Source organism: Enterococcus sp. NPDC086594, from assembly GCF_044746145.1.
In the GTDB taxonomy this organism is placed as follows: domain Bacteria; phylum Bacillota; class Bacilli; order Lactobacillales; family Enterococcaceae; genus Enterococcus_D; species Enterococcus_D entomosocium.
Map to the genome: position 1 here is coordinate 25,885 of NZ_JBIVBP010000001.1, position 18,674 is coordinate 44,558.

Below are 18,674 nucleotides of genomic sequence, written 5' to 3' on the forward strand. Positions count from 1 at the left end.
TTTTTAGCCGATCACTTTGATGATTTGATCGCCAAACGTAATCGGGCCACTGTTAGCCGTCAAAATGTCCCCCACTTCAGTACTGTTTGTGATAACGATCGGCGTGATTACTGGATAGCCTTTTTCTTTAATAAATTCAATATCAAACGTAATCAATGGATCCCCGACTGTCACTTTTTGCCCTTTTTCTACTTGATAGGCATAGCCTTCACCATTTAATTGCACTGTATCGATCCCCACGTGGATCAATAGTTCAATGCCTTCCTCACTGGTCAAGCCAATAGCATGTTTTGAATCAAAGACTGCTGTGACAGTCCCGTTTACTGGAGCTAGCACTTCTCCGACGGTTGGCTCAATCGCTACCCCTTGGCCAAGAATCTCTTCCGAAAACATGCCGTCATTGACTGCTTGCAGGCTTTTTAGTTCCCCTTTTAAAGGTGCTTTGATCTCCGCACCGCTGATTTGATGGGTTGGTTCTTGCTCTTTGTCTGCTGGTGTTGCTTCAGGTGCTTCTTCTGTGACAGGGTCTTTGTATAAGAATAATGTCGCAATAAATGTGACCACGATACTGATTGCCGCACCGATACAAGCATTGGTCAAATGACGTAAGGTGTCATCGCCGATATAGCTTGGCAAAGTCAACAGGCCTGGTGATCCGCCTGAGAAATTGCGGACACGCATGATCCCCATAAATAGACCACCAAATCCGCCACCGATCATTGCTGCATACAAGGGTGTTTTAAACCGCAAATTGACCCCATACAACGCCGGTTCAGTAATGCCGAATAGCCCAGTCAGACCAGCAGAAAATGCCAATTGTTTGATCGTAGAATCTTTTGATTTAAAACCAACGCCGATAGCTGCAGCTCCCTGACTGACGTTTGAAGCCAGCATGCCAGGGTAGATCACTGTGTCATAACCTGTGGTCATCCGGTTGTTGATACCGATAGGAACCAATCCATAGTGGGTACCAGTTGCCACGAACAATGGCGTGAAGGCACCAATCAGTAATGGAACGATCCATGGGCTAACCGTTTCTAAGGCTTGGATCCCTGTAGAGATCGCTTCACTGATCATGTAGCCTAGAGGGCCTAAAGCAACTAATGCTACTGTCCCTACGACGAAGATCGTTAGCAACGGTTTGCTGAAGAATTTGATTGCTTTTGGCGAGACTTTATCGGCGATCGGTTCAACGTAAGACATGAACCAAACACTCAAGATGATTGGGATAACCGATGATGAATAACTCACTGGTGAAATCGGCAAGCCGAATAAATGGATGCCGCCGCCTGCCTCATTGACTGCTGTCACCATCGCGATAAAGTTCGGATGGAGTAAAATCCCCCCTACCATCATAGCTAAGTACATATTGGCTTTGAATTTTTGTGCAGAAGAAGCAGCCAGCAAAATTGGCAAGAAGTAGAACGCCGCATCCGCCATAAAGTTTAATATTTGGTAACTTTGACTCTCTGCCGTCAAGACATTGAAGACCACTAGCAATGAAAGAACCGCTTTTAGCATCCCAGCTGCCGTGATGGCTGGTAATATTGGAGTGAAGATCCCGGTGATCGTATCGATGACTTTCGCAACACGTCCGCGATCGTCTTCTACTGTTTCTTGGTCACTAGTCAAATTGGTTTGGGCAGTGATTTCGTTGTAAACATTGCCAACATCACTGCCGATGATTACTTGGTATTGCCCACCTTTATTGACCACACCCATGATCCCTGGTGTATGTTTTAAAGTACTTTCTTGGGGTTTGCTATCATCTTTCAAGTTGAAGCGCAAGCGTGTCGCACAATGGGTCAAGCTTTGGATATTTTCTTCCCCACCAACATTGGTGATGATCGTTTTTGCTAACTCTTTGTAATTCATGTCGTTCCTCCTATTTTGGTCTTTCGCTTGTTTTTTGTGTGTCAAACCATAAAAAAATACCTAAACAAACCCCTTGGGAGTTCATTTAGGTATAGCCTGCCAATCCAGTAACAATCCTAAGCACTTGTTATTCGTTTGATGTGTATAGTTAAATAGATCAATTCGTCTTCTTCTAACGGTCTACCGAATTCTTTGTTGATGTAGTCACTGATTTTCAACGCACACGCATATTCCTTCATGTAGCAGTCTTTCAACATAAAAATAAAACTGCCGGTTCCTGCATCATCGAGCTTTGTACCGCTGAATAAGCGCTGGACAAAAAATTTCAAATGGGTCACAAAGCGCTCGTAGTTCAATGAATACTCATCAAGCTCCATTGAAAAATGATATTTGACGATGTTTAGGATATGCTGAATGATCTTCGCCATTTCCGATACTTGACTGACCTGCGCCATATCCAACTCCGCATTAACGATGTGCAATGCAATGAAGCCGGCTTCATCTTCTGGCAGCTCGATCGCCAAGCGATTTTTGATAATCGATAACGCTTCTTTGCCAATGAGGTATTCATGGTTATAAAACCGCTTGATTTCCCATAGCAAGGCATTTTTGATTTCCATGCCGTTTTGATAGCGCTCGATAGCATAATTGATATGATCGGTCAGCGTCAGAAACAATTTTTCGCTCAACTTTTTCCCAAGGGAAACTTTTGCAAAACTGATGATCTCATTCGCTGCTTGAATATGTTCGATAGGGATAGAAGAAAGTAATTGGGTTAGTTTTGTGACATTCCACTCTTGTGTACTGAGATAGACTTTTTCAATCTTGGTATCGTCGATCGCATCGCCCGGCTTTTTCTTAAAGCCTAAGCCTTTGCCCATGACAACCAATTCTTGTTTTTCCTCATTCTCAGAAATCACAATGTTGTTATTGATCACTTTTGTTACGTTCATTTTAACGACCCTATTCTTCTTTAGATTTCTTCACACAAAAAAATAGGTATAGCCCGCCTAAAGCGGTAACAATCCTCAGAGCCAGTGTAGCATGAGAAAAAACACTCGTCAATGGGGATTTTCAACCGCTTGTTTAAAAGCAGAAAACAGCGCTGCTGCCATTTGACTCTTTGGCAGAACGCTGTTCACTGGTTTATAAATCACTAGCTCTCTTGATGAGAGGTAAAATTAGATACGGTTTTCGTGGTCAGCAGTTTTAACTAAGTTTGCTCCCACCATACCACCGATTGACGTAAGAGCGAGTCCTAAGACCATTGCCACAAAGCCCCAAATAGACGCTTTGGCTGTTGCATCACTTGCTTCTTCCGCTTTTTGACGAGCGTCTTCCACTGCTTGGTCAATGTCTTGTTTGGCTTGTTCAAGATTTTGTTGTGCATTTTCGATTTGTTTTTGTGCTTCATCAGAAGCATCTTGTAAGCCGTTCACGATATTGTTCGTTGCTTCTTCCGCTTCTTGTTGGCTTAGATCTGTGTTTTGAGCCACTGCATTTGAGATTGCTTCTTTATCGACTGAATCACCGATCGTTGTAGCACGATCTTGTAATTTGCTTGCTAAATCATCAATGATTTTATCAGCATCATTTGGATTGGTTGCAATGTCTTTGCCGGCATCTTTGATGTCGTTCGTCGCATCAGACAATTGATTTTGCAAGTAGTCTGGTTGCAATTCAGGAACATCGGTATCTTGTAAAACATCATTGACATTCGCTTGTAATTCATCTGTATTGACGTCTTCCATGTTTCCTGTTATTTCATCGAAGGCTTTTGAAGCGACATCGCCAGCACCTGAGGCAACTGTTTCAACGCCACTGCCAACAGCAGAAGCAACGTTTCCTAAAAGTGAACCGACTACAGAAAATGCACCGATCGTTAAGTAAGAGAGCATAACCATCATCACGATCATACTAGTTGCCCATGTTAAGAAACCATGAACCAATCCAACACGTCGAGCCGCCACACCTGAAACAAAACCTGCACCGAATAATGCCAAGACAAAGGTAATGACTGTCCAAATCAATAATCCTGTACCCACACCATCTAATGGATTATTTGATGTTGGTTCCACCAAACCAAAACCGATTGCTGAGCCGATCATTGACAGTGTCATGAACAATGCGATAAATGTTACGACCCCTGCAAAGATAGAACCCCAAGACAAATTATAACCTGCCTCCCGCTCATCTGAACCTAAATAATTTCTGAATCCTTTTTTCATCATTACATCCCCTTTTTGTTTTTTTAACCTGTATTCAGTCTAACAACTGATTGTTTTTTTATCAATCAACTCGACTTGCGCTATCTTTTTGTAAGAAAAATGAATGATTCTGAATTGTTTGACTATTTATTAAAATAAAACAAAAATTCATTCATGTATTTTAACTAAAAAAATCTTTCCACGCTCTTTCTTCCGATTACAGGCTTGTTTCTCACATTCTTCTCTTGATTCGCCATTTTGAAGCTAACAAGGTTTCATTAGAGAAAAAAACAGCTTTTCTCAACGTGACCCAAATGAGGGGCAATCGCGAAAAACCACCTTTGCCCAAGGCAAACGTGGTTGTCTACTTATTTTTCTTCATTTAGTCGATCTGGCATCATGTTTTCCATAAAACCCCAAACGCCGTTTTGTAATACGAGTTCCTCACGTTCGTAAGTAGAAACCGTGGTGCGGATCAACTCATCTTGACCGTCTAAGACTTTTTGTCCCCAATGAGGATCGATCAACAATGCCCGCCCCACTGCAACAAAATCTGCATGTTCTAGCAAGCCCGCGGCATCTTTCGACGTTCGGACATCCCCTACACCAATCAAAGGAACCCGCTGAGCGATTTTTTCATAGACATACGCCAACATCGATTTTTCTTGATACGCTTTTGAAATCGATTTACGGGTATAATCCGCAAGAGAAATGTGCAGATAGTCTAATCCTTTTTCTGCCAGTTGGTCCACTAAGAACAACGTATCTTCAAAGCGAATCCCTGGTTCTTCGAATTCTTCCGGTGAAAACCGATAACCGACGATAAACTCCTTCACACCTGATTGGTCTACTGTTTCCAATACTTCATCGACAAGCTTCTCAATAAAACGATAACGGTTCTCTAGTGAGCCACCCCATTCATCGGACCGACGATTTGAGTGAGGAGAAAAGAATTGTTGGATCAAATACGTATTGGCTCCGTGGAGTTCTACGCCATCAAACCCTGCCTTGATCGCCCGTTCGGTAGCTTTTTTAAAGTTTTCAATAATCGTTAAAATCTGATCTACTGTGACTTCTCGAGGAACCTGGGCATTTGGTCGTTCGGCAGCAACTGCGCTAGCAGAAATCGGTTGTGTTCCTCGTAGGACCGAGTCATCCGTCATCCGACCGGCATGAAAAATCTGTAAAATAGCTTTGGTACCATTTGTTTTGATGGTGCTGGCTAATTTGCTTAATCCAGGTAAAAAGGCATCGTCATAAGCGCCTAATTCCCCTTCCCAGCCCTTGCCATCTTCTTGGACATTGGCTGCCGCTGTGATGACTGCTCCGACTTCCCCAGAGCGTAAGCCATAGTAAGCCAACTCATCTTTCGTAATCACCCCATCAAAGAAGGACATCTTGGTCGTCATTGGTGCCATAATGATTCGATTTTTCAACTGTAATCCGCGCTTAAATGTTGCTTTGTCTGTTACATTTCGCATGGGTTTCCCACCTTTTCCATTGGATTCATTTCGCTTTGTAAATCTGACTGGCTTGGTTACCTAAGGAGATCCTTAAAGCAAATCGGTGCATTTTTTTCTCTTTTGCCAAAATATACATGCACATGCATCTATATTACAAAAGAATCAAGGAGAAAACAAGTGAAAACATCTTTAGTCTAGCATTTCCTCCAAGACTTTTTCAAAAACGACTTTTGAGCGCTGCAGTTTCTTTTCCCCTGATTGGGTCAAATCAATATAGATCCCCCGCTTATCCTCTTGACAAGAATGCCGTTCGATCACACCACACAGGTTGTCTTCCATGCGCATGATCATGCGTGACATCGCACTTTGACTCAAATCAAAATGGGCGATCAAATCGTTGAGGCGCATGCTATGATTGGGGGTCTTTTCTAAGTAATAAAGCACGTAATACTCATTCAAAGACAGATTGCTTTCTGCTTTGAGGGCTTGCTCCAAACGAGCTTCGATCGCTTGATGCTGATTCGTAAAGGCTAACCATTGCCCCATCCGTTCTTTTTCCATCCTCTTCACCACCCCATTCTCCTATACCAAGGTATTTTAATCTAGATCCCTGCGTTACGCAAGCCGCCAGAAAGCTTCGCCACTATGGCTGAAACTTTATTATACAAAACTAGCCAGCTGCTGCGGACGTTAATGAATATTTTATGATAGAATTGGCGAAAAATTCAGCAAAAACTTCCTATTCTTTTTCAGTGTTCTGGATTACAATATCTTTAACATTAAAGAATATTTAAACGCTATGTCAGCAAAATTGTGCATTTCGACACAATAGTTTGCTTGTTTTAGATGCTTTAGTATTCTAAAGAAAGGATGAAGTAAACAATGAAAAAAACATTTTCTTTGATTGGGACACTGATGCTCGTCAGTTTGGGGCTTTTGACAGGCTGTAACAACGAAAAAGATACCGCGCAATCAACAAGCGAGCTAAGTCAGAGTCGTGTGTCTACTGAAAGCAAAAAAAGCACGACGGCGCAAACGACTGAAAGCAGCTCCTTAGCGTCAAGCTCCACTTCAAAAACTTCAACCACAAGCCAGCAATCGACGGATCACTCTGACGCAACGCAAACAACAGCAAGCTCAGTATCCACCAATGAGTTGCCATATGCCGTTGATCTTTCCCAATATGGCCCTTCACTGACTTTTTATTTCCATGGCGTCAATGTACCAGATGCTGTCACGATTCAAAATACGAGCCCATTGATCATTTCGATCGGCGACAGCGCAAGCTATGAAGCACAAGTCGATACGATCGCAACAAAAGAGATTCGCGTGTTTTCTGCGAAAAACAATGAGATTCGCACAGTAAAAGTGAACACTCAGTTGACCTTTTCGAAAGGGATCACTTCCAATGGAAATCCTGATTTTAACCAAAACCTGTACCTATTTACAAATAAAGAGGGTGGTCTATCTTTAATCACACCAAATTATGCGGGGAATGTCAGCGATGACCAACGAGATGTGATGTTAGAAGTACTTCAATAAACGAAAAACAGGGAAACGAAGCGTGCTTCGTTTCCCTGTTTCGTTACCCGATCATCACGGTTTCATCAGGATATTTGTAGCCAGCTTCTTGTTTGTTGGCTTTTTTCATCAATGAAAAAGCAACGGTCATGATGCCGACTCGACCAATGAACATCAAAAAAATGATCAGTAGTTTGCCAAAAACCGACAAGTAAGGCGTCAACCCCATGGTCAACCCCACGGTTCCAAAAGCGGAAAAAACTTCAAAGGCAATGGTTGGCAACCCAAAGTTTGGGGTTTGCGGCATACGCTCAGTGATCGACAATAAGAAAATCGCTACGAAGCATAACGTCAAGGTAAGGAAGAACAACGTAAAGGCACGCGATACAGCAGATTCTTTGATCGTGCGACCGAACACTTCCGCTCGACTGCGCCCTTTCAATAAACTGCGGATCTTGATGATCAAGACTGCAAACGTCGTTGTCTTCAATCCCCCAGCCGTTGATCCCGAGGTCCCGCCGATATACATTAAAATCATCGTCAGCATCAAGCCTGCTTGACTCATTTGTCCGTAATCAATACTGAAAAATCCCGCGGTTCTTGGGGTGACCGCTAAGAAGAGGTATTGGAAAAAACGTTCGATGACCGAGTCACCCGTGATCAACTGTGAATTGGCTTCGGTCAAAAAGAACCCTGCCGTTCCAAAAACCACCAAAACGATCATAGCGATCCATGCCAAGCGGCTATGCAGGGACCGTTTTTTGGACGCCGTATGCAGGAGATCGAACCAAACGAGAAACCCAAGACCGCCGGCAATGATCAAGAAACTAATAATCCCCAGCACAAACGGGTCATTTTGAAACCCTACCATGCTGTTTCCGAACAAATCAAACCCAGCATTACAAAAGGCCGAGATCGCATGAAAAACACTGTACCAAAGGCCTTGCTCCCAACCAAAACGGGGCACGAATGCAAAAGCCAGCAAGATAATCCCGCTGACTTGGATCAAAAAGGCGATCCGAATCAGGTACCATGCCAAATGGATCTCTCCAGACATCCGATCCAGATTCAATGATTCCCGCAAAATCATCCTGGTACTAAGATGGACTCTTTTTCTCGCCAAGATGTAAAAGAAGACGGGAATCGACATGAAGCCGATCCCACCGATCTCAATCAACATCAGCAAGACCCCTTGGCCCCAGAGATTGTAATGGTCGGCTACTGTCAAGGTCGAAAGACCCGTCACGCAAACAGCCGATGTGGCAGTAAACAGTGCATCTAAAAAGTTGGTACCTTCACCACTTTGGGTGACAGCCGGCAGCATCAGTAAGCCAGTTCCTGCCAATATCAACAAAACGAAGACCAGTGTGACGATCTGCGGAATCAAAAAGCGTTGCGATGCCAGCTTTTTTTTCAAACGATTTCTTTTTTTCATTTTCATTTCCTTTGACCTTTTGCAAAAACCAATGGCTTGGTAATCCTAGTTTATTGCAGTTGTTTTTCACTTATCATACCATTTTATTTTGATTTATTCTTCACTTTGATCATTCTTGTTACGTTTGCTCGTTCATTTTCTTCCAGCCGCATTTTGATTCCATAAATGGCTTCTTCCAGCTCGGGAATCGTCAAATATTCTAGGGCATTGACGCGTCGGCGAGTACGTTCGATTTCCCCTGCCATCAATTGACAGGTCTTTTCGATTTCCGTTAGCTCCAACAGCTTCGGCATGGCGTCGGTAAAACGGGCGACCGCATTATCTAACGGAACATTGGAATTCAAAAAGCCATACTCGATCGGCGCTTGCATCACCGTATCGTCATAATCAAAATGCATCACTGGCACTTCCACACTCATGATATTTTTCGTGGATAACTCAAGGGAGACCTCAGTTGCTGGTAAAATAAACATTTCTTCAATGTATTTTTCATTGATCGTGGCATTGGCTAAGCGAAATGCCTTCATGGCACGCTGCAATTGTTCTTCTACTTCTTTACGCAAGTGGTCATTCTTTTTGATCAATTCAATAAATTGACGCATGAGTTCGTCTTGTTTGTCTTTTAATAATTTATGTCCGCGTTTGGCTGTCGCCAATTGTTTGCTGAGGCGCGACAACTCCATGCGGGTTGGATTAACGTTTTTTTGCGCCATTGTTCTCCTCTCCCGGTAAGTATTCCGCCAGTAAGGCATCGCTGATCCGCTTCAGTTCGACTTTTGGCAGCATCGCCAACAAGTCCCACCCTAATTCCAAGGTTTCGATAATCGAACGGTTGGTGCGGTACCCTTGGTTCAAATATTCATTTTCGAAGCGTTCTGCAAATTTGGCATAGGTTTTATCTACTTCCGACAATGCCGATTCTCCTAAAACGACTGCCAATTCCTTGGCTTGCTTTCCTTGAGCATACGCAGAAAACAACTGGTTCATCGTTGCGGCATGGTCTTTACGTGTCTTGCCTTCGCCGGTCCCTTTATCTTTTAACCGTGACAATGACGGCAAGACATCGATGGGCGGCTGGATGCCGTTTTTATACAAATCACGAGACAAGATGATTTGTCCTTCGGTGATATAGCCGGTCAAATCGGGAATCGGATGGGTTTTGTCATCTTCTGGCATGGTCAAAATCGGCAGCTGGGTTACTGAGCCTTTCAAGCCGCGAATCCGTCCAGCACGTTCATATAACGTGGATAGATTGGTATATAGATACCCAGGATAGCCGCGACGTCCTGGCACTTCACGACGAGCAGAGGAGATCTCCCGCAAAGCTTCACAGTAGTTGGTCATATCCGTCATGATCACCAAGACATGCATGCCCTTTTCATAAGCCAAGTATTCGGCTGCCGTCAGTGCCATTCGGGGAGTAGCGATCCGCTCGATCGCTGGATCATTGGCTAGATTCATAAAGACGACAGAATGGTCGATGGCGCCAGTTTGACGAAAATCTTCCATGAAATATTCTGCTTCTTCAAAGGTGATCCCGATGCCAGCAAACACAACAGCGAAATCGTCTTCCGAGTTCAACACTTGTGCTTGACGCGCAATTTGCGAAGCCAATTCTTTATGAGGCAGACCAGAACCAGAAAAAATCGGCAGCTTTTGTCCCCGAACGAGCGTATTCAAGTGGTCGATCGATGAGATCCCCGTTTGAATAAACTCATCAGGATAATCCCGCGCTGCTGGATTGATCACTTCGCCGTTGATGTCCATAAATTTTTCTGGGACGATCTCTACTCCGCCATCTTTGACCCGACCTAAGCCGTCAAAGACTCGCCCGATCATTTGCTCGGAAACGCCTAATTCCAAAGGATGTCCTAAAAAGCGGACCGCAGATTCCCGCAAATTGATCCCGCCGGTTCCTTCAAAAATTTGGACCAACGCTTTGTCTTCTTGGATCTCAAGTACTTGTCCTTGCCGCGTTTCTCCGTTTTGCATGCGGACTTCGATCAACTCTTCGTATTTGACACCGGAGACGCGATCGACGGCCATCAATGGTCCGACGACTTCTCCAATCGTTTTATATTCCTTGATCATCAGTGCGGTCTCCTTTCTGTAAAATTTCTTTCATCGTTGCTTTGATCTCTTGATGCAAAGCAGGAATTTTTGCTAATTCTGCTTCAGGCAGGTACTTCATACGTGCCACTTTGTCTCGCAATTCTTCGGTCCCTGCATAGATTTCTGAAAGATACGCACCTAGTGTCAACGCATCTTCCGCTTCTTTGTGGAGCAGCAAGATCGTTTCCAGCATTTTGAACTGCTTTTCACGAGAGGTAAACGTATCAACGTCGTCAAAAGCGTTTTGCTGCAAGAAATCTTCTCGCAAAGACTTGGTGGTTTCTAGCAATAACTGATCTTTTTCGGATAAAGCGTCGATGCCGACAAGTCGAACGATCTCTGACAACTCAGATTCTTTTTGCAGCATCCGCATGGCTTCTGTTACTTGTTTGGACCAATCTACTTGCATTTGTTGGTCCAAAAAGGCACCCAATTCGTTTTCGTATAAAGAATAGCTCTTCAACCAATTGATCGATGGAAAATGACGCTTTTGCGCTAAGGTGGCATCTAAGCCCCAAAAGACTTTAACGACCCGCAACGTATTTTGGGTAACTGGTTCTGAAATATCACCGCCTGATGGTGAAACAGCGCTGATGGCAGTGATGCTGCCTTCTTGATCAGAACCTAAGCAAATCGCTTTTCCAGAACGCTCATAATACTCTGCCAAGCGGCTGCCTAAGTAAGCCGGATACCCTTCATCCCCGGGCATTTCTTCCAGACGACCAGACATTTCCCGCAGTGCTTCTGCCCAACGTGAGGTGGAATCCGCCATGATCGCCACGGAATACCCCATGTCTCGGAAGTATTCCGCAATCGTGATCCCAGTATAAATCGACGCTTCCCGAGCGGCTACCGGCATATTGGAGGTGTTAGCGATCAACACGGTTCTCGCCATTAAAGATTCACCACTGCGAGGGTCGATCAACTCTGGGAACTCGTTCATTACATCGGTCATTTCATTGCCGCGTTCGCCGCAGCCGACATAGACGACTAGGTCGACATCCGCCCATTTGGCGATTTGGTGCTGAACGACAGTCTTCCCTGCACCAAAAGGTCCTGGAACGGCTGACGCCCCGCCTTTAGCGATTGGAAAGAAGGTGTCGATCACTCGCTGGCCAGTAATCATTGGTTCGACTGGATTCAGTTTTTGCTTTACAGGACGACTATGACGAACGGGCCATTTTTGCAGCATCGTGAAAGACCGTTCTCCTTTGGGTGTATCTAAAACATAAATCGTTTCATCGATCGTAAATTCCCCCGCATAAACAGCCTTGACTGTTCCTGAAACGCCATGAGGAACCATGATCTTGTGATTGATCAATGGTGTTTCTTGCACGGTGCCGATGACCATCCCGGTACTGACTGCCGCGCCGACTTCCACAGTCGGTACAAAAGGCCACTTTTTCTCATGATCCAACGCAGGCAATTGCACCCCACGCGTCAAGAAGTTGCTTTGGGTGACAGACATGAAGGTTTCTAAGGGACGTTGGATGCCATCAAACATTTGTGACATGATCCCAGGCGCCAATTCTACGGATAGCGGTTCACCGGTGGTTTCGACTGGTTCACCAGGTCCGATCCCGGACGTTTCTTCATAGACTTGGATCGAAGCGACGTCGCCGCGCATTTCGATGATCTCACCGACCACGCCTAAATCTCCTACATAACAGATATCTTCTAAACTTGCATGGCCCATATTTTTGGCTAACACCAATGGACCGGATACTTTAATAATTGTTCCTTTTTCCACAACATCGGCTCCTCTCTATAGTATGTTTTGCCCAACTGCTTTTTCGACATTTTCTTGAATCATTCGTTTGCCGATTCCTCGGGAACCATCGTAATCAGGGATCAAGATGACTGCAGGTGTCATTTTTTGTTGGACTTTTGCTAATTCATCGGGAATCAGCTCTGCACATTTTTCAGTCAGGTAGATGATCGTACTGTTCTTCATTAATTTTGCCAGCGCCTGCTTCACTTCTTTTTCTTCCGAGGCATAGCAGACCTGAAAGCCAAATAGTTGAAAAGGAATGACGGATTCTTTCTCGCCGATCACGCCGATTTTATGAGTCATAGTGCCGCATCCTTTCTCTGATTTGTTCTTCCGTAAAGCCGCTGCGTTTGCCTACCAGCAAGATACGCAGATTTTGCAGTTCCAAAACCTTAGCATTCAAAAATGCGAGTAAAGGCAGTGGTCCTAAAGCATCCGTTTGAGCTTGACCATAGCTTTCTGTGATCAAATTGTCTTGTAAAAGTGCCAAGCCAGCAAAGTCGATCACCTGTTCATGAATCAAAGGTCGCAACACTTCCTGATAATCACTTTCTAATAAGAAGGCTAAAAAGTCGCTATAGGACGCATCCGCAAACGCTAAAAATTCTTCTTTCGGGATACTGCCGACACTCACTAGGACTGCCTCCATAAAACTGCGCGATCGTTTTTGAAGTACACAACGAGCGGCGATCGTTAGATTGGTCAGATCGATCATCTTGATTACAGCTTCTTGTAGCTCAGGGATCTTGATTTCATCTGCCAGTCGCCGTTGTTCATGTAAATACCGACGATCGTAAATGATATCGATGCCTTGCAGCACGGCGCCGCCTTCTAAGTACTCCCGCACCTCTTGGATCGTAGTCACGATTTTCTCAGGCAATACCTCTGAGGTTCCCGTTTTGATGGCGGTCCGACACTCATCGATCGTGTAAAAACCATCTTCGATCAGTAGATGATTATAATCTTTTTTAGTGACTGACTCTTTGGTCAAGACTTTTAGATTATGGAAAGTAAAAGGCATCATATACAGTCGGAGGATCTCTTGATCAGGAACCAGCTCGGCCAATTCTTTGATCGTCTTTAACAATTCTTCATCGAGATAGGTTTCGAATCGTTCATGAAAATCCGGCTTCAAATAGCGTTGATAATGGGTCTGCTGCAAGACAGCTTCGACTTCAGCAAACCCTTTTGCCGCAATCATTTGCTCGACTTCTTGCGACTTTAACAACGTCATCTCTTTAAGCCGAATGATTGGATTCAATTGATGATAGTTCCTCATGGATCAACCTCCTTGTTGTATGATCTGCAACCACCGTTCTCGGGTTTCTTTCTTGTATTCATCAAGCAGTACCTGATAGGTAAAATTGTATTGAATGCCGTTGTCATCTACCAAAAAGCCCGCTTCTGTCAATGGTGCGCCTGCTTTGATTTGATACGGTAGTTTTGATTGACAAGACGTAAGCCAAGCGGCATCTAGATGGGCTGCTTGCTCAGGACCAGCGTGGAAGGTCACCGTCCCACTGATCGGCAACTGCTGCAGCACATTTTCAGCAAATGACTGCAGCTCTTCTGGCGTCCAGGCAACCATTTTTTGATACGCTTGCTCAAAAAGTTGTGTCAGGTATTCGTTTTGTTTCACCATTTGCTGCTGCTTAGCGGCACTTGCTTGGCGATTCAGGGCTTGCTGATAATGTTTTTCGGCTTGCTTTTTTGCTTGCTGGGCACGAAGCTGCAAGTCCGACTCTTTTTTCGCCCAGTCACGTGCCATCGTTTCACTGATCCTAGCACGTTCAGCGGCAGCCAAACGTTCCCGTTTTGTCTGCGCTTCTTGGTCTAGTTCAGCAATCATTTTGTCGATTGCGTCCATACCTTCGCCCCCTTTAAATCGTTCCTAAAAGTAAGAAAGAAATAACAAAGCCTAAGATGGCATACATCTCAACCATTACTGAGAACATGACCCCTTTAAAGAAATGCTCTGGTTTCTTCGCTAAAATTTGAATCCCAGCTGCAGCGACCTTCCCTTGGGCCATTCCTGAGAATAAGCCAGTAAAGGCAACTGGCAGCGAGGCCATCAAATACGCCATACCAGTCACTGTCGACATTTCACCACTTAAGCTACCATAGATCATAAACGCAATAACGAATCCGTATAGCCCTTGCGTTCCGGGAAGTAATTGTAAAATCAAGGCTTGTCCAAACTTCTCCGGCTGATTCGTCGTTAAGGCTGCCGCTGCTTCACCAGTTTGGCCCACCCCTTTGGCTGAACCGATCCCAGAAAAGATCGTAGCGATCCCCATTCCGATAATTGCAAACACCATACCACCATTATTATTAATTAAGTAATCAATCATTTATTGTCTCCTCCATTTTCTTTATCAAAATCAACGTATTTCTCACTTGGCTTGAAGGTTTCAAATTGGCGCCCCCCACCAGTGAAAAATTTTCCGAAAAACTCTACATATTGTAAACGTGCGGCATGCACATATGCACTCAGTAACGATAAAAAGATGTTTAAAGCTTGTAGAACAACCAATAAGAGAATGCCTACAGAAAAACGAGCGGCTGGCGTCAAGTAGCCCACCAATAAGTTGAAAGCTGCTGCGATACTCCCACCGGAGATCCCTAATGCCATCAAGCGGCTGTAGCTGACAAAGTCGCCGATGTAACTGGTCACACCGTACAAGTCATACAACCCAAAAAAGAAGCCGCCCACTTTGGTTTTCCCTTTCAGAATCGGTACCACGATGATCAATAAGGCACTAAAGCCTGCTAAAATCAAGCCGACGGTTGTTAGTGCTGGGACATCGATCAAAAGATTGCCTGCGGCTGCCACTAAAAGACCACTCAAAAGTCCTAGCCACGCAAAGCCATCGTTGACTGCACCTAAAAGATCCTTTTTGCGGATATGTTCTTTGGCTGCTAAATAAAGGCCTGTAAACAGTTGGATCCCACCAAAAATCATGGATAGACCAAAGATCGCCATAAAATCTTCGGAAGGTGATAAAAGTTGGAAGGGCAATGTAGCGCCAAAGAAAGAGCCGTAGACTGCGCCCCAAATCATAGTTGGCACGGACAAAATCTGGAACAATTTCAGAAACCGTTTGGTCCCTTTGGGCAAACGCATGGCGTGCAGCCCGATCGTGGTCGCTACAGCCATTAATGCACCATAACCTAAGTCAGCCACCATCATACCAAAGAAAACATAGTAAAAGGGCGTCATCCATGGGGTTGGATCGATCTCATCGTATTTTGGCAGGCTATACATCTCCGTCAACATTTCAAAGGGTTGAATAAACGAGGCGTTTTTTAGCTTCGTTGGCACTTGATTGGCAGCAATCTCCTCTGCAGTGGGTTCTTCAAACGAATAGTAAATCTCGTTGGCAAAGGATTCTTGGACCATTTCCGCCACTAACGGTTGATCCTTTTCTGCGATCCAGCCGCGCAAGAGGGCAAAGGTCTGACCAGCTGCTAAGCGCTGTTGCATCATTGCCCGATTCTCACGAGTCAAAAACAGTTCTTCCGCTTGCTGTAACAGGATCAGCCGTTGTTTGTGCTGACTGATTTCTGTAATCAGTTCTTTGCGCTTCTGGGTCAAGGAAGTCAACGCTTGTTTCGCGTTTTGCAAAACCACTTTTGGTGATTCGGATGTTAGACCGGTTTCTTTCTTCACCCCATATCGGTGAAACAATTGGAACACTTGCTCTTCGATCGCTGCTAAAAATAGGCAGCTGAAATTGACTTTTTTTGGCTCAGAATAGATCACTTCGATATGAACCTCTTCCAATTGTCGCAAGGCTTCAGCTAGATCTTCCCAGCGTGGGCCTTCGACACGCCCAGCAAAAAAACTTGTATGAGCAGGTGCTTCGATCTCCAACGGCACGTCAAGATTTTGCCACTGTGTCGCCCATTCTTCCGTCTGCGTCGCTGCTTCGATCGCTTCGATCGTCTCTACCCAGCGCTCTTGCAACTTCTCGACTTCAACCAGCTCCGTCAATGCTGCTGCTTCATCGAAGCTTGTTTCAAAGTCCGACAGCCGCAAGGCATCTCGTTGCCATTCTATGCCTTTTTTCGCATCACCATTTTGGCGAATAAAGCGGATTGCTTCTTGCAGTCGACGAATCATTGGTTGGTGAGAAGCACCTTCTGGGGTGGCTCCTGCAAAAAATTCCCGTAGCCAAGTTTCGTTCGCTTCCTGCTCAAATACGTTCTCGATTTCAACAAACTGCATCGTTTGCAGCTTCGTCAATACCCTTTCTTGGTAGTGCTTCGGGGTGATCAACGTTAGTTTATTTAGTTTGGTTACTGCCATAAGTTCCGATCACTCCTTCAACGATCTGTTGAACCGCTTGCTCTTGGAAGCTTTGCATATTTTTTTGGTAACGATCTAACACTTGCTGGGTCTCTTTTGCCAGCTGCTGCTTTTGTGCTTCTAGTGACTGTTGCAACTGGTCTTCGACTGTTGCTTGTTCCTGAGCAAGGGCTTCTTCCAAAGCGGAAGCCCGCTCTTGCAATGCTTGTTGCTGCTGCGCTTCTTCCGACTGCAGTTCTTTTTTCAAAGCGAGCAATTGCTGTTCATTGGCTTCTTCTGCTTCTCGTAAACGAGTCAAAGCTTCTCTCATCGATTTCCCTCCCATAGTGATTTATATTCTCAACTGAAAAATAAACAAAAAAAGCATACCTCACGAAGAAGTATGCTGATAACAAAAAAAAGGCCAGCATTCCTCCAAGAATGTTTGCCTCACCCCTTGGCAAACCTGATCCTTGAAGCATAAAAAATGCTCAACCTTTGTCTATTTTATTTTTCAATTCCTGAACTATTATAGCAAAAAAAAATGTTTCCTTCAAGTAGAATCGTTTTTTATGAGAAAAAGACGATTTCTAATATTGTATGTTCGCTCGTAATTCCACTGCTCTTGGCTGTCCGAATAACCATTACTATTCGTTCAGTCTCTTGGGGACTTTTCACCTAACATTTGTCAGTGATCGGATTGTTCTTACTAAATTGAAATCGGTCAAAATCAATTTAATCCTTAGAATGGTCTGAATGAAGAACGTTGAGATTTTTTGAAAATGCTAGACATCATTTGATTGGTACCAAAAAGGAGATAACAATTCCAACAACCCGTTCGATCCCTGACAAATCTTAAGTGAGAAGTTCGCTTATTTCGCTTCTCTTTTTATCGATGGCAGCGGTTGGCCCTTTTCTTCACAAATGAAATAACCGCCTCGGTAAAGGCATGTATAAATCTTACCGGGCTCCATTGTTAGGGGAAGCCCATTTTTTAAATACATCGGTTTTCTTTCCATTGAGCTCACCTTGTCTTTCGTGGGATAATAAGTCAAAATAAAAAACAACAGCTATTTCTAATCTTATCTTCAAGATTACCAAAAAATAAACTAATTTTCTAGTTTTTAATCAAAATATCGCAACTATATTGAATATTTTATAAAAAGATGGATATTTATCCGAGAGCGTGTGTAAAGAATGAACAGGAGGAAAAAAGGATGTCAGATGAACGTTGGTTTCAAATAAGAAGAAAGCGAAACATCGAATTAGGAATTTGTTTGCTCGTCGTCCTGCCGATGGTCTATGGCTTGTGGTTTCAACTGGCTTTTTTGATCCATTACATGTCGTTTTTGTTTCTGGTTGCTGTCTTTACTGCAATCTACGAAGGAATTCGTTGTATCTGGGCTTTCATTAGAAAAAAACGATCTTGAGAAAGCTTTGCTCTGCTATAATAAATGAAACGAGCAGAGAGGAGTGCTTCTATGAAACGAATCATTATGGCTTGTGACTTACAACATACCCCCAAAGCTTTACAAGAATCCGCCCTTTCTTTTGACCCCTTTATCCCGGATTCTCGAAGTGTCGCAGAACTTTTTTATTCGGCCTATCATGAAACGACGGATGACGAAGGGGAATCGATTGCTGACTGGCAAAGAGAGCTGAGAGAGACTGCTGACGGAAAATACGGTCCCTTGAGTCCAGAGCTTTCTTTTCGGTTGCAAATGGATAATTATCCTATCGGTGCCGTAGTAACCAGCACGTTTCAAGAGCTTCCCCTGCTATTATTTGTTGTTATGAGCGCAGCCTTTAAAGGCAAAGGCTTATCCAAGCTAATGATGAATGAAGTGATCCAACGAGCAAAAGCCATGGGACTCACTCACCTTTATCTGGTAGTGACGGTTGAAAATCAGCCAGCCTACAAGCTGTATGAAGCATGCGGTTTTTCCTTTGCAGGTGAAAGCTGGGCTGATCTTTCCCCTTAGCTAGGCTCGCAAGTTATCCG

The 18,674-nt window shown here is 44.2% G+C and carries 18 protein-coding genes and 1 other annotated feature; of the genes, 3 read left to right on the plus strand and 15 right to left on the minus strand.

Annotated features, from left to right (window positions below; genetic code table 11):
- Nucleotides 1–3 precede the first annotated feature (3 nt).
- The 5 genes from ACIPK1_RS00115 to ACIPK1_RS00135 form a co-directional block, all read right to left on the minus strand.
- Nucleotides 4–1,875 (minus strand): beta-glucoside-specific PTS transporter subunit IIABC, encoded by a 1,872-nt coding sequence (locus tag ACIPK1_RS00115; protein ID WP_086332550.1) that lies wholly within the window; start codon nt 1,873–1,875, stop codon nt 4–6.
- Nucleotides 1,876–1,991: 116 nt separating this feature from the next.
- Nucleotides 1,992–2,828 (minus strand): BglG family transcription antiterminator LicT, encoded by an 837-nt coding sequence (gene licT, locus ACIPK1_RS00120; RefSeq protein WP_400449629.1) that lies wholly within the window; start codon nt 2,826–2,828, stop codon nt 1,992–1,994.
- Between the two features lie 228 nt (nt 2,829–3,056).
- Nucleotides 3,057–4,103, minus strand: coding sequence for a hypothetical protein (locus tag ACIPK1_RS00125; RefSeq protein WP_008378859.1), 1,047 nt, complete (start codon nt 4,101–4,103; stop codon nt 3,057–3,059).
- A 347-nt stretch (nt 4,104–4,450) separates the two neighbouring features.
- Entirely contained in the window at nt 4,451–5,563 is a 1,113-nt protein-coding gene (locus ACIPK1_RS00130) for an NADH-dependent flavin oxidoreductase (protein ID WP_086332551.1), read from the minus strand.
- A gap of 171 nt (nt 5,564–5,734) precedes the next feature.
- Complete coding sequence (locus ACIPK1_RS00135; RefSeq protein ID WP_016613534.1) at nt 5,735–6,106, minus strand: MarR family winged helix-turn-helix transcriptional regulator; 372 nt, start codon at nt 6,104–6,106, stop codon at nt 5,735–5,737.
- A gap of 321 nt (nt 6,107–6,427) precedes the next feature.
- Here ACIPK1_RS00135 and ACIPK1_RS00140 point away from each other — a divergent pair, with 321 nt between their 5' ends.
- Nucleotides 6,428–7,087: a hypothetical protein gene (locus ACIPK1_RS00140; protein WP_086296971.1), complete on the plus strand. Its 660-nt coding sequence runs from the start codon at nt 6,428–6,430 to the stop codon at nt 7,085–7,087.
- 43 nt (nt 7,088–7,130) lie between these two features.
- Here the strand turns inward: ACIPK1_RS00140 and ACIPK1_RS00145 are convergent, their stop codons facing one another.
- The 10 genes from ACIPK1_RS00145 to ACIPK1_RS00190 form a co-directional block, all read right to left on the minus strand.
- Nucleotides 7,131–8,507, minus strand: coding sequence for a TrkH family potassium uptake protein (locus ACIPK1_RS00145; RefSeq protein WP_061054379.1), 1,377 nt, complete (start codon nt 8,505–8,507; stop codon nt 7,131–7,133).
- Nucleotides 8,508–8,584: 77 nt separating this feature from the next.
- Nucleotides 8,585–9,214, minus strand: coding sequence for a V-type ATP synthase subunit D (locus ACIPK1_RS00150; RefSeq protein WP_005234899.1), 630 nt, complete (start codon nt 9,212–9,214; stop codon nt 8,585–8,587).
- A complete protein-coding gene (locus tag ACIPK1_RS00155; RefSeq protein WP_005234898.1) occupies nt 9,195–10,592 on the minus strand; it encodes a V-type ATP synthase subunit B in 1,398 nt (465 codons plus the stop codon). Before ACIPK1_RS00155 ends, ACIPK1_RS00150 begins: the two co-directional genes overlap by 20 nt.
- The gene (locus tag ACIPK1_RS00160) at nt 10,576–12,363 is read right to left on the minus strand and encodes a V-type ATP synthase subunit A (RefSeq protein WP_008378873.1); all 1,788 of its coding nucleotides are present in this window, start codon (nt 12,361–12,363) and stop codon (nt 10,576–10,578) included. The genes ACIPK1_RS00155 and ACIPK1_RS00160 overlap by 17 nt, the downstream gene beginning before the upstream one ends.
- 15 nt (nt 12,364–12,378) lie before the next feature.
- Nucleotides 12,379–12,687: a V-type ATP synthase subunit F gene (locus ACIPK1_RS00165; RefSeq protein WP_005225570.1), complete on the minus strand. Its 309-nt coding sequence runs from the start codon at nt 12,685–12,687 to the stop codon at nt 12,379–12,381.
- Nucleotides 12,677–13,663 (minus strand): V-type ATPase subunit, encoded by a 987-nt coding sequence (locus ACIPK1_RS00170; RefSeq protein WP_008378876.1) that lies wholly within the window; start codon nt 13,661–13,663, stop codon nt 12,677–12,679. The genes ACIPK1_RS00165 and ACIPK1_RS00170 overlap by 11 nt, the downstream gene beginning before the upstream one ends.
- A 3-nt stretch (nt 13,664–13,666) precedes the next feature.
- The gene (locus ACIPK1_RS00175) at nt 13,667–14,251 is read right to left on the minus strand and encodes a hypothetical protein (RefSeq protein ID WP_008378878.1); all 585 of its coding nucleotides are present in this window, start codon (nt 14,249–14,251) and stop codon (nt 13,667–13,669) included.
- Nucleotides 14,252–14,264: 13 nt separating this feature from the next.
- Entirely contained in the window at nt 14,265–14,735 is a 471-nt protein-coding gene (locus ACIPK1_RS00180; protein WP_005225567.1) for a V-type ATP synthase subunit K, read from the minus strand.
- Entirely contained in the window at nt 14,732–16,693 is a 1,962-nt protein-coding gene (locus tag ACIPK1_RS00185; RefSeq protein WP_400449633.1) for a V-type ATP synthase subunit I, read from the minus strand. Before ACIPK1_RS00185 ends, ACIPK1_RS00180 begins: the two co-directional genes overlap by 4 nt.
- Nucleotides 16,671–17,003 carry a hypothetical protein gene (locus tag ACIPK1_RS00190; protein WP_008378883.1) on the minus strand — a complete coding sequence of 111 codons (333 nt, stop codon included), beginning with the start codon at nt 17,001–17,003 and terminating at the stop codon, nt 16,671–16,673. Before ACIPK1_RS00190 ends, ACIPK1_RS00185 begins: the two co-directional genes overlap by 23 nt.
- A gap of 112 nt (nt 17,004–17,115) precedes the next feature.
- Nucleotides 17,116–17,169: a sequence feature (sodium ion sensor (DUF1646 type); this cis-regulatory element may regulate processes involved in with the transportation of sodium ions), on the minus strand.
- Between the two features lie 720 nt (nt 17,170–17,889).
- Between ACIPK1_RS00190 and ACIPK1_RS00195 the strand changes: the two genes are divergently transcribed.
- Together ACIPK1_RS00195 and ACIPK1_RS00200 are read left to right on the plus strand one after the other, a co-directional pair.
- Nucleotides 17,890–18,102 (plus strand): hypothetical protein, encoded by a 213-nt coding sequence (locus ACIPK1_RS00195; protein ID WP_008378885.1) that lies wholly within the window; start codon nt 17,890–17,892, stop codon nt 18,100–18,102.
- Between the two features lie 24 nt (nt 18,103–18,126).
- On the plus strand, nt 18,127–18,654 hold the full coding sequence (locus ACIPK1_RS00200) for a GNAT family N-acetyltransferase (protein ID WP_016613544.1): 528 nt from the start codon (nt 18,127–18,129) through the stop codon (nt 18,652–18,654).
- Nucleotides 18,655–18,674: the final 20 nt, after the last annotated feature.

Excerpts from the sequence above, each read along its gene's own strand:
- ACIPK1_RS00115 (WP_086332550.1), bottom strand. The coding sequence starts at position 1,875 with ATGAATTACAAAGAGTTAGCAAAAACGATCATCACCAATGTTGGTGGG.
- licT (WP_400449629.1), bottom strand. The coding sequence starts at position 2,828 with ATGAACGTAACAAAAGTGATCAATAACAACATTGTGATTTCTGAGAAT.
- ACIPK1_RS00125 (WP_008378859.1), bottom strand. The coding sequence starts at position 4,103 with ATGAAAAAAGGATTCAGAAATTATTTAGGTTCAGATGAGCGGGAGGCA.
- ACIPK1_RS00130 (WP_086332551.1), bottom strand. The coding sequence starts at position 5,563 with ATGCGAAATGTAACAGACAAAGCAACATTTAAGCGCGGATTACAGTTG.
- ACIPK1_RS00135 (WP_016613534.1), bottom strand. The coding sequence starts at position 6,106 with ATGGAAAAAGAACGGATGGGGCAATGGTTAGCCTTTACGAATCAGCAT.
- ACIPK1_RS00140 (WP_086296971.1), top strand. The coding sequence starts at position 6,428 with ATGAAAAAAACATTTTCTTTGATTGGGACACTGATGCTCGTCAGTTTG.
- ACIPK1_RS00145 (WP_061054379.1), bottom strand. The coding sequence starts at position 8,507 with ATGAAAATGAAAAAAAGAAATCGTTTGAAAAAAAAGCTGGCATCGCAA.
- ACIPK1_RS00150 (WP_005234899.1), bottom strand. The coding sequence starts at position 9,214 with ATGGCGCAAAAAAACGTTAATCCAACCCGCATGGAGTTGTCGCGCCTC.
- ACIPK1_RS00155 (WP_005234898.1), bottom strand. The coding sequence starts at position 10,592 with ATGATCAAGGAATATAAAACGATTGGAGAAGTCGTCGGACCATTGATG.
- ACIPK1_RS00165 (WP_005225570.1), bottom strand. The coding sequence starts at position 12,687 with ATGACTCATAAAATCGGCGTGATCGGCGAGAAAGAATCCGTCATTCCT.
- ACIPK1_RS00170 (WP_008378876.1), bottom strand. The coding sequence starts at position 13,663 with ATGAGGAACTATCATCAATTGAATCCAATCATTCGGCTTAAAGAGATG.
- ACIPK1_RS00175 (WP_008378878.1), bottom strand. The coding sequence starts at position 14,251 with ATGGACGCAATCGACAAAATGATTGCTGAACTAGACCAAGAAGCGCAG.
- ACIPK1_RS00180 (WP_005225567.1), bottom strand. The coding sequence starts at position 14,735 with ATGATTGATTACTTAATTAATAATAATGGTGGTATGGTGTTTGCAATT.
- ACIPK1_RS00185 (WP_400449633.1), bottom strand. The coding sequence starts at position 16,693 with ATGGCAGTAACCAAACTAAATAAACTAACGTTGATCACCCCGAAGCAC.
- ACIPK1_RS00190 (WP_008378883.1), bottom strand. The coding sequence starts at position 17,003 with ATGAGAGAAGCTTTGACTCGTTTACGAGAAGCAGAAGAAGCCAATGAA.
- ACIPK1_RS00195 (WP_008378885.1), top strand. The coding sequence starts at position 17,890 with ATGTCAGATGAACGTTGGTTTCAAATAAGAAGAAAGCGAAACATCGAA.
- ACIPK1_RS00200 (WP_016613544.1), top strand. The coding sequence starts at position 18,127 with ATGAAACGAGCAGAGAGGAGTGCTTCTATGAAACGAATCATTATGGCT.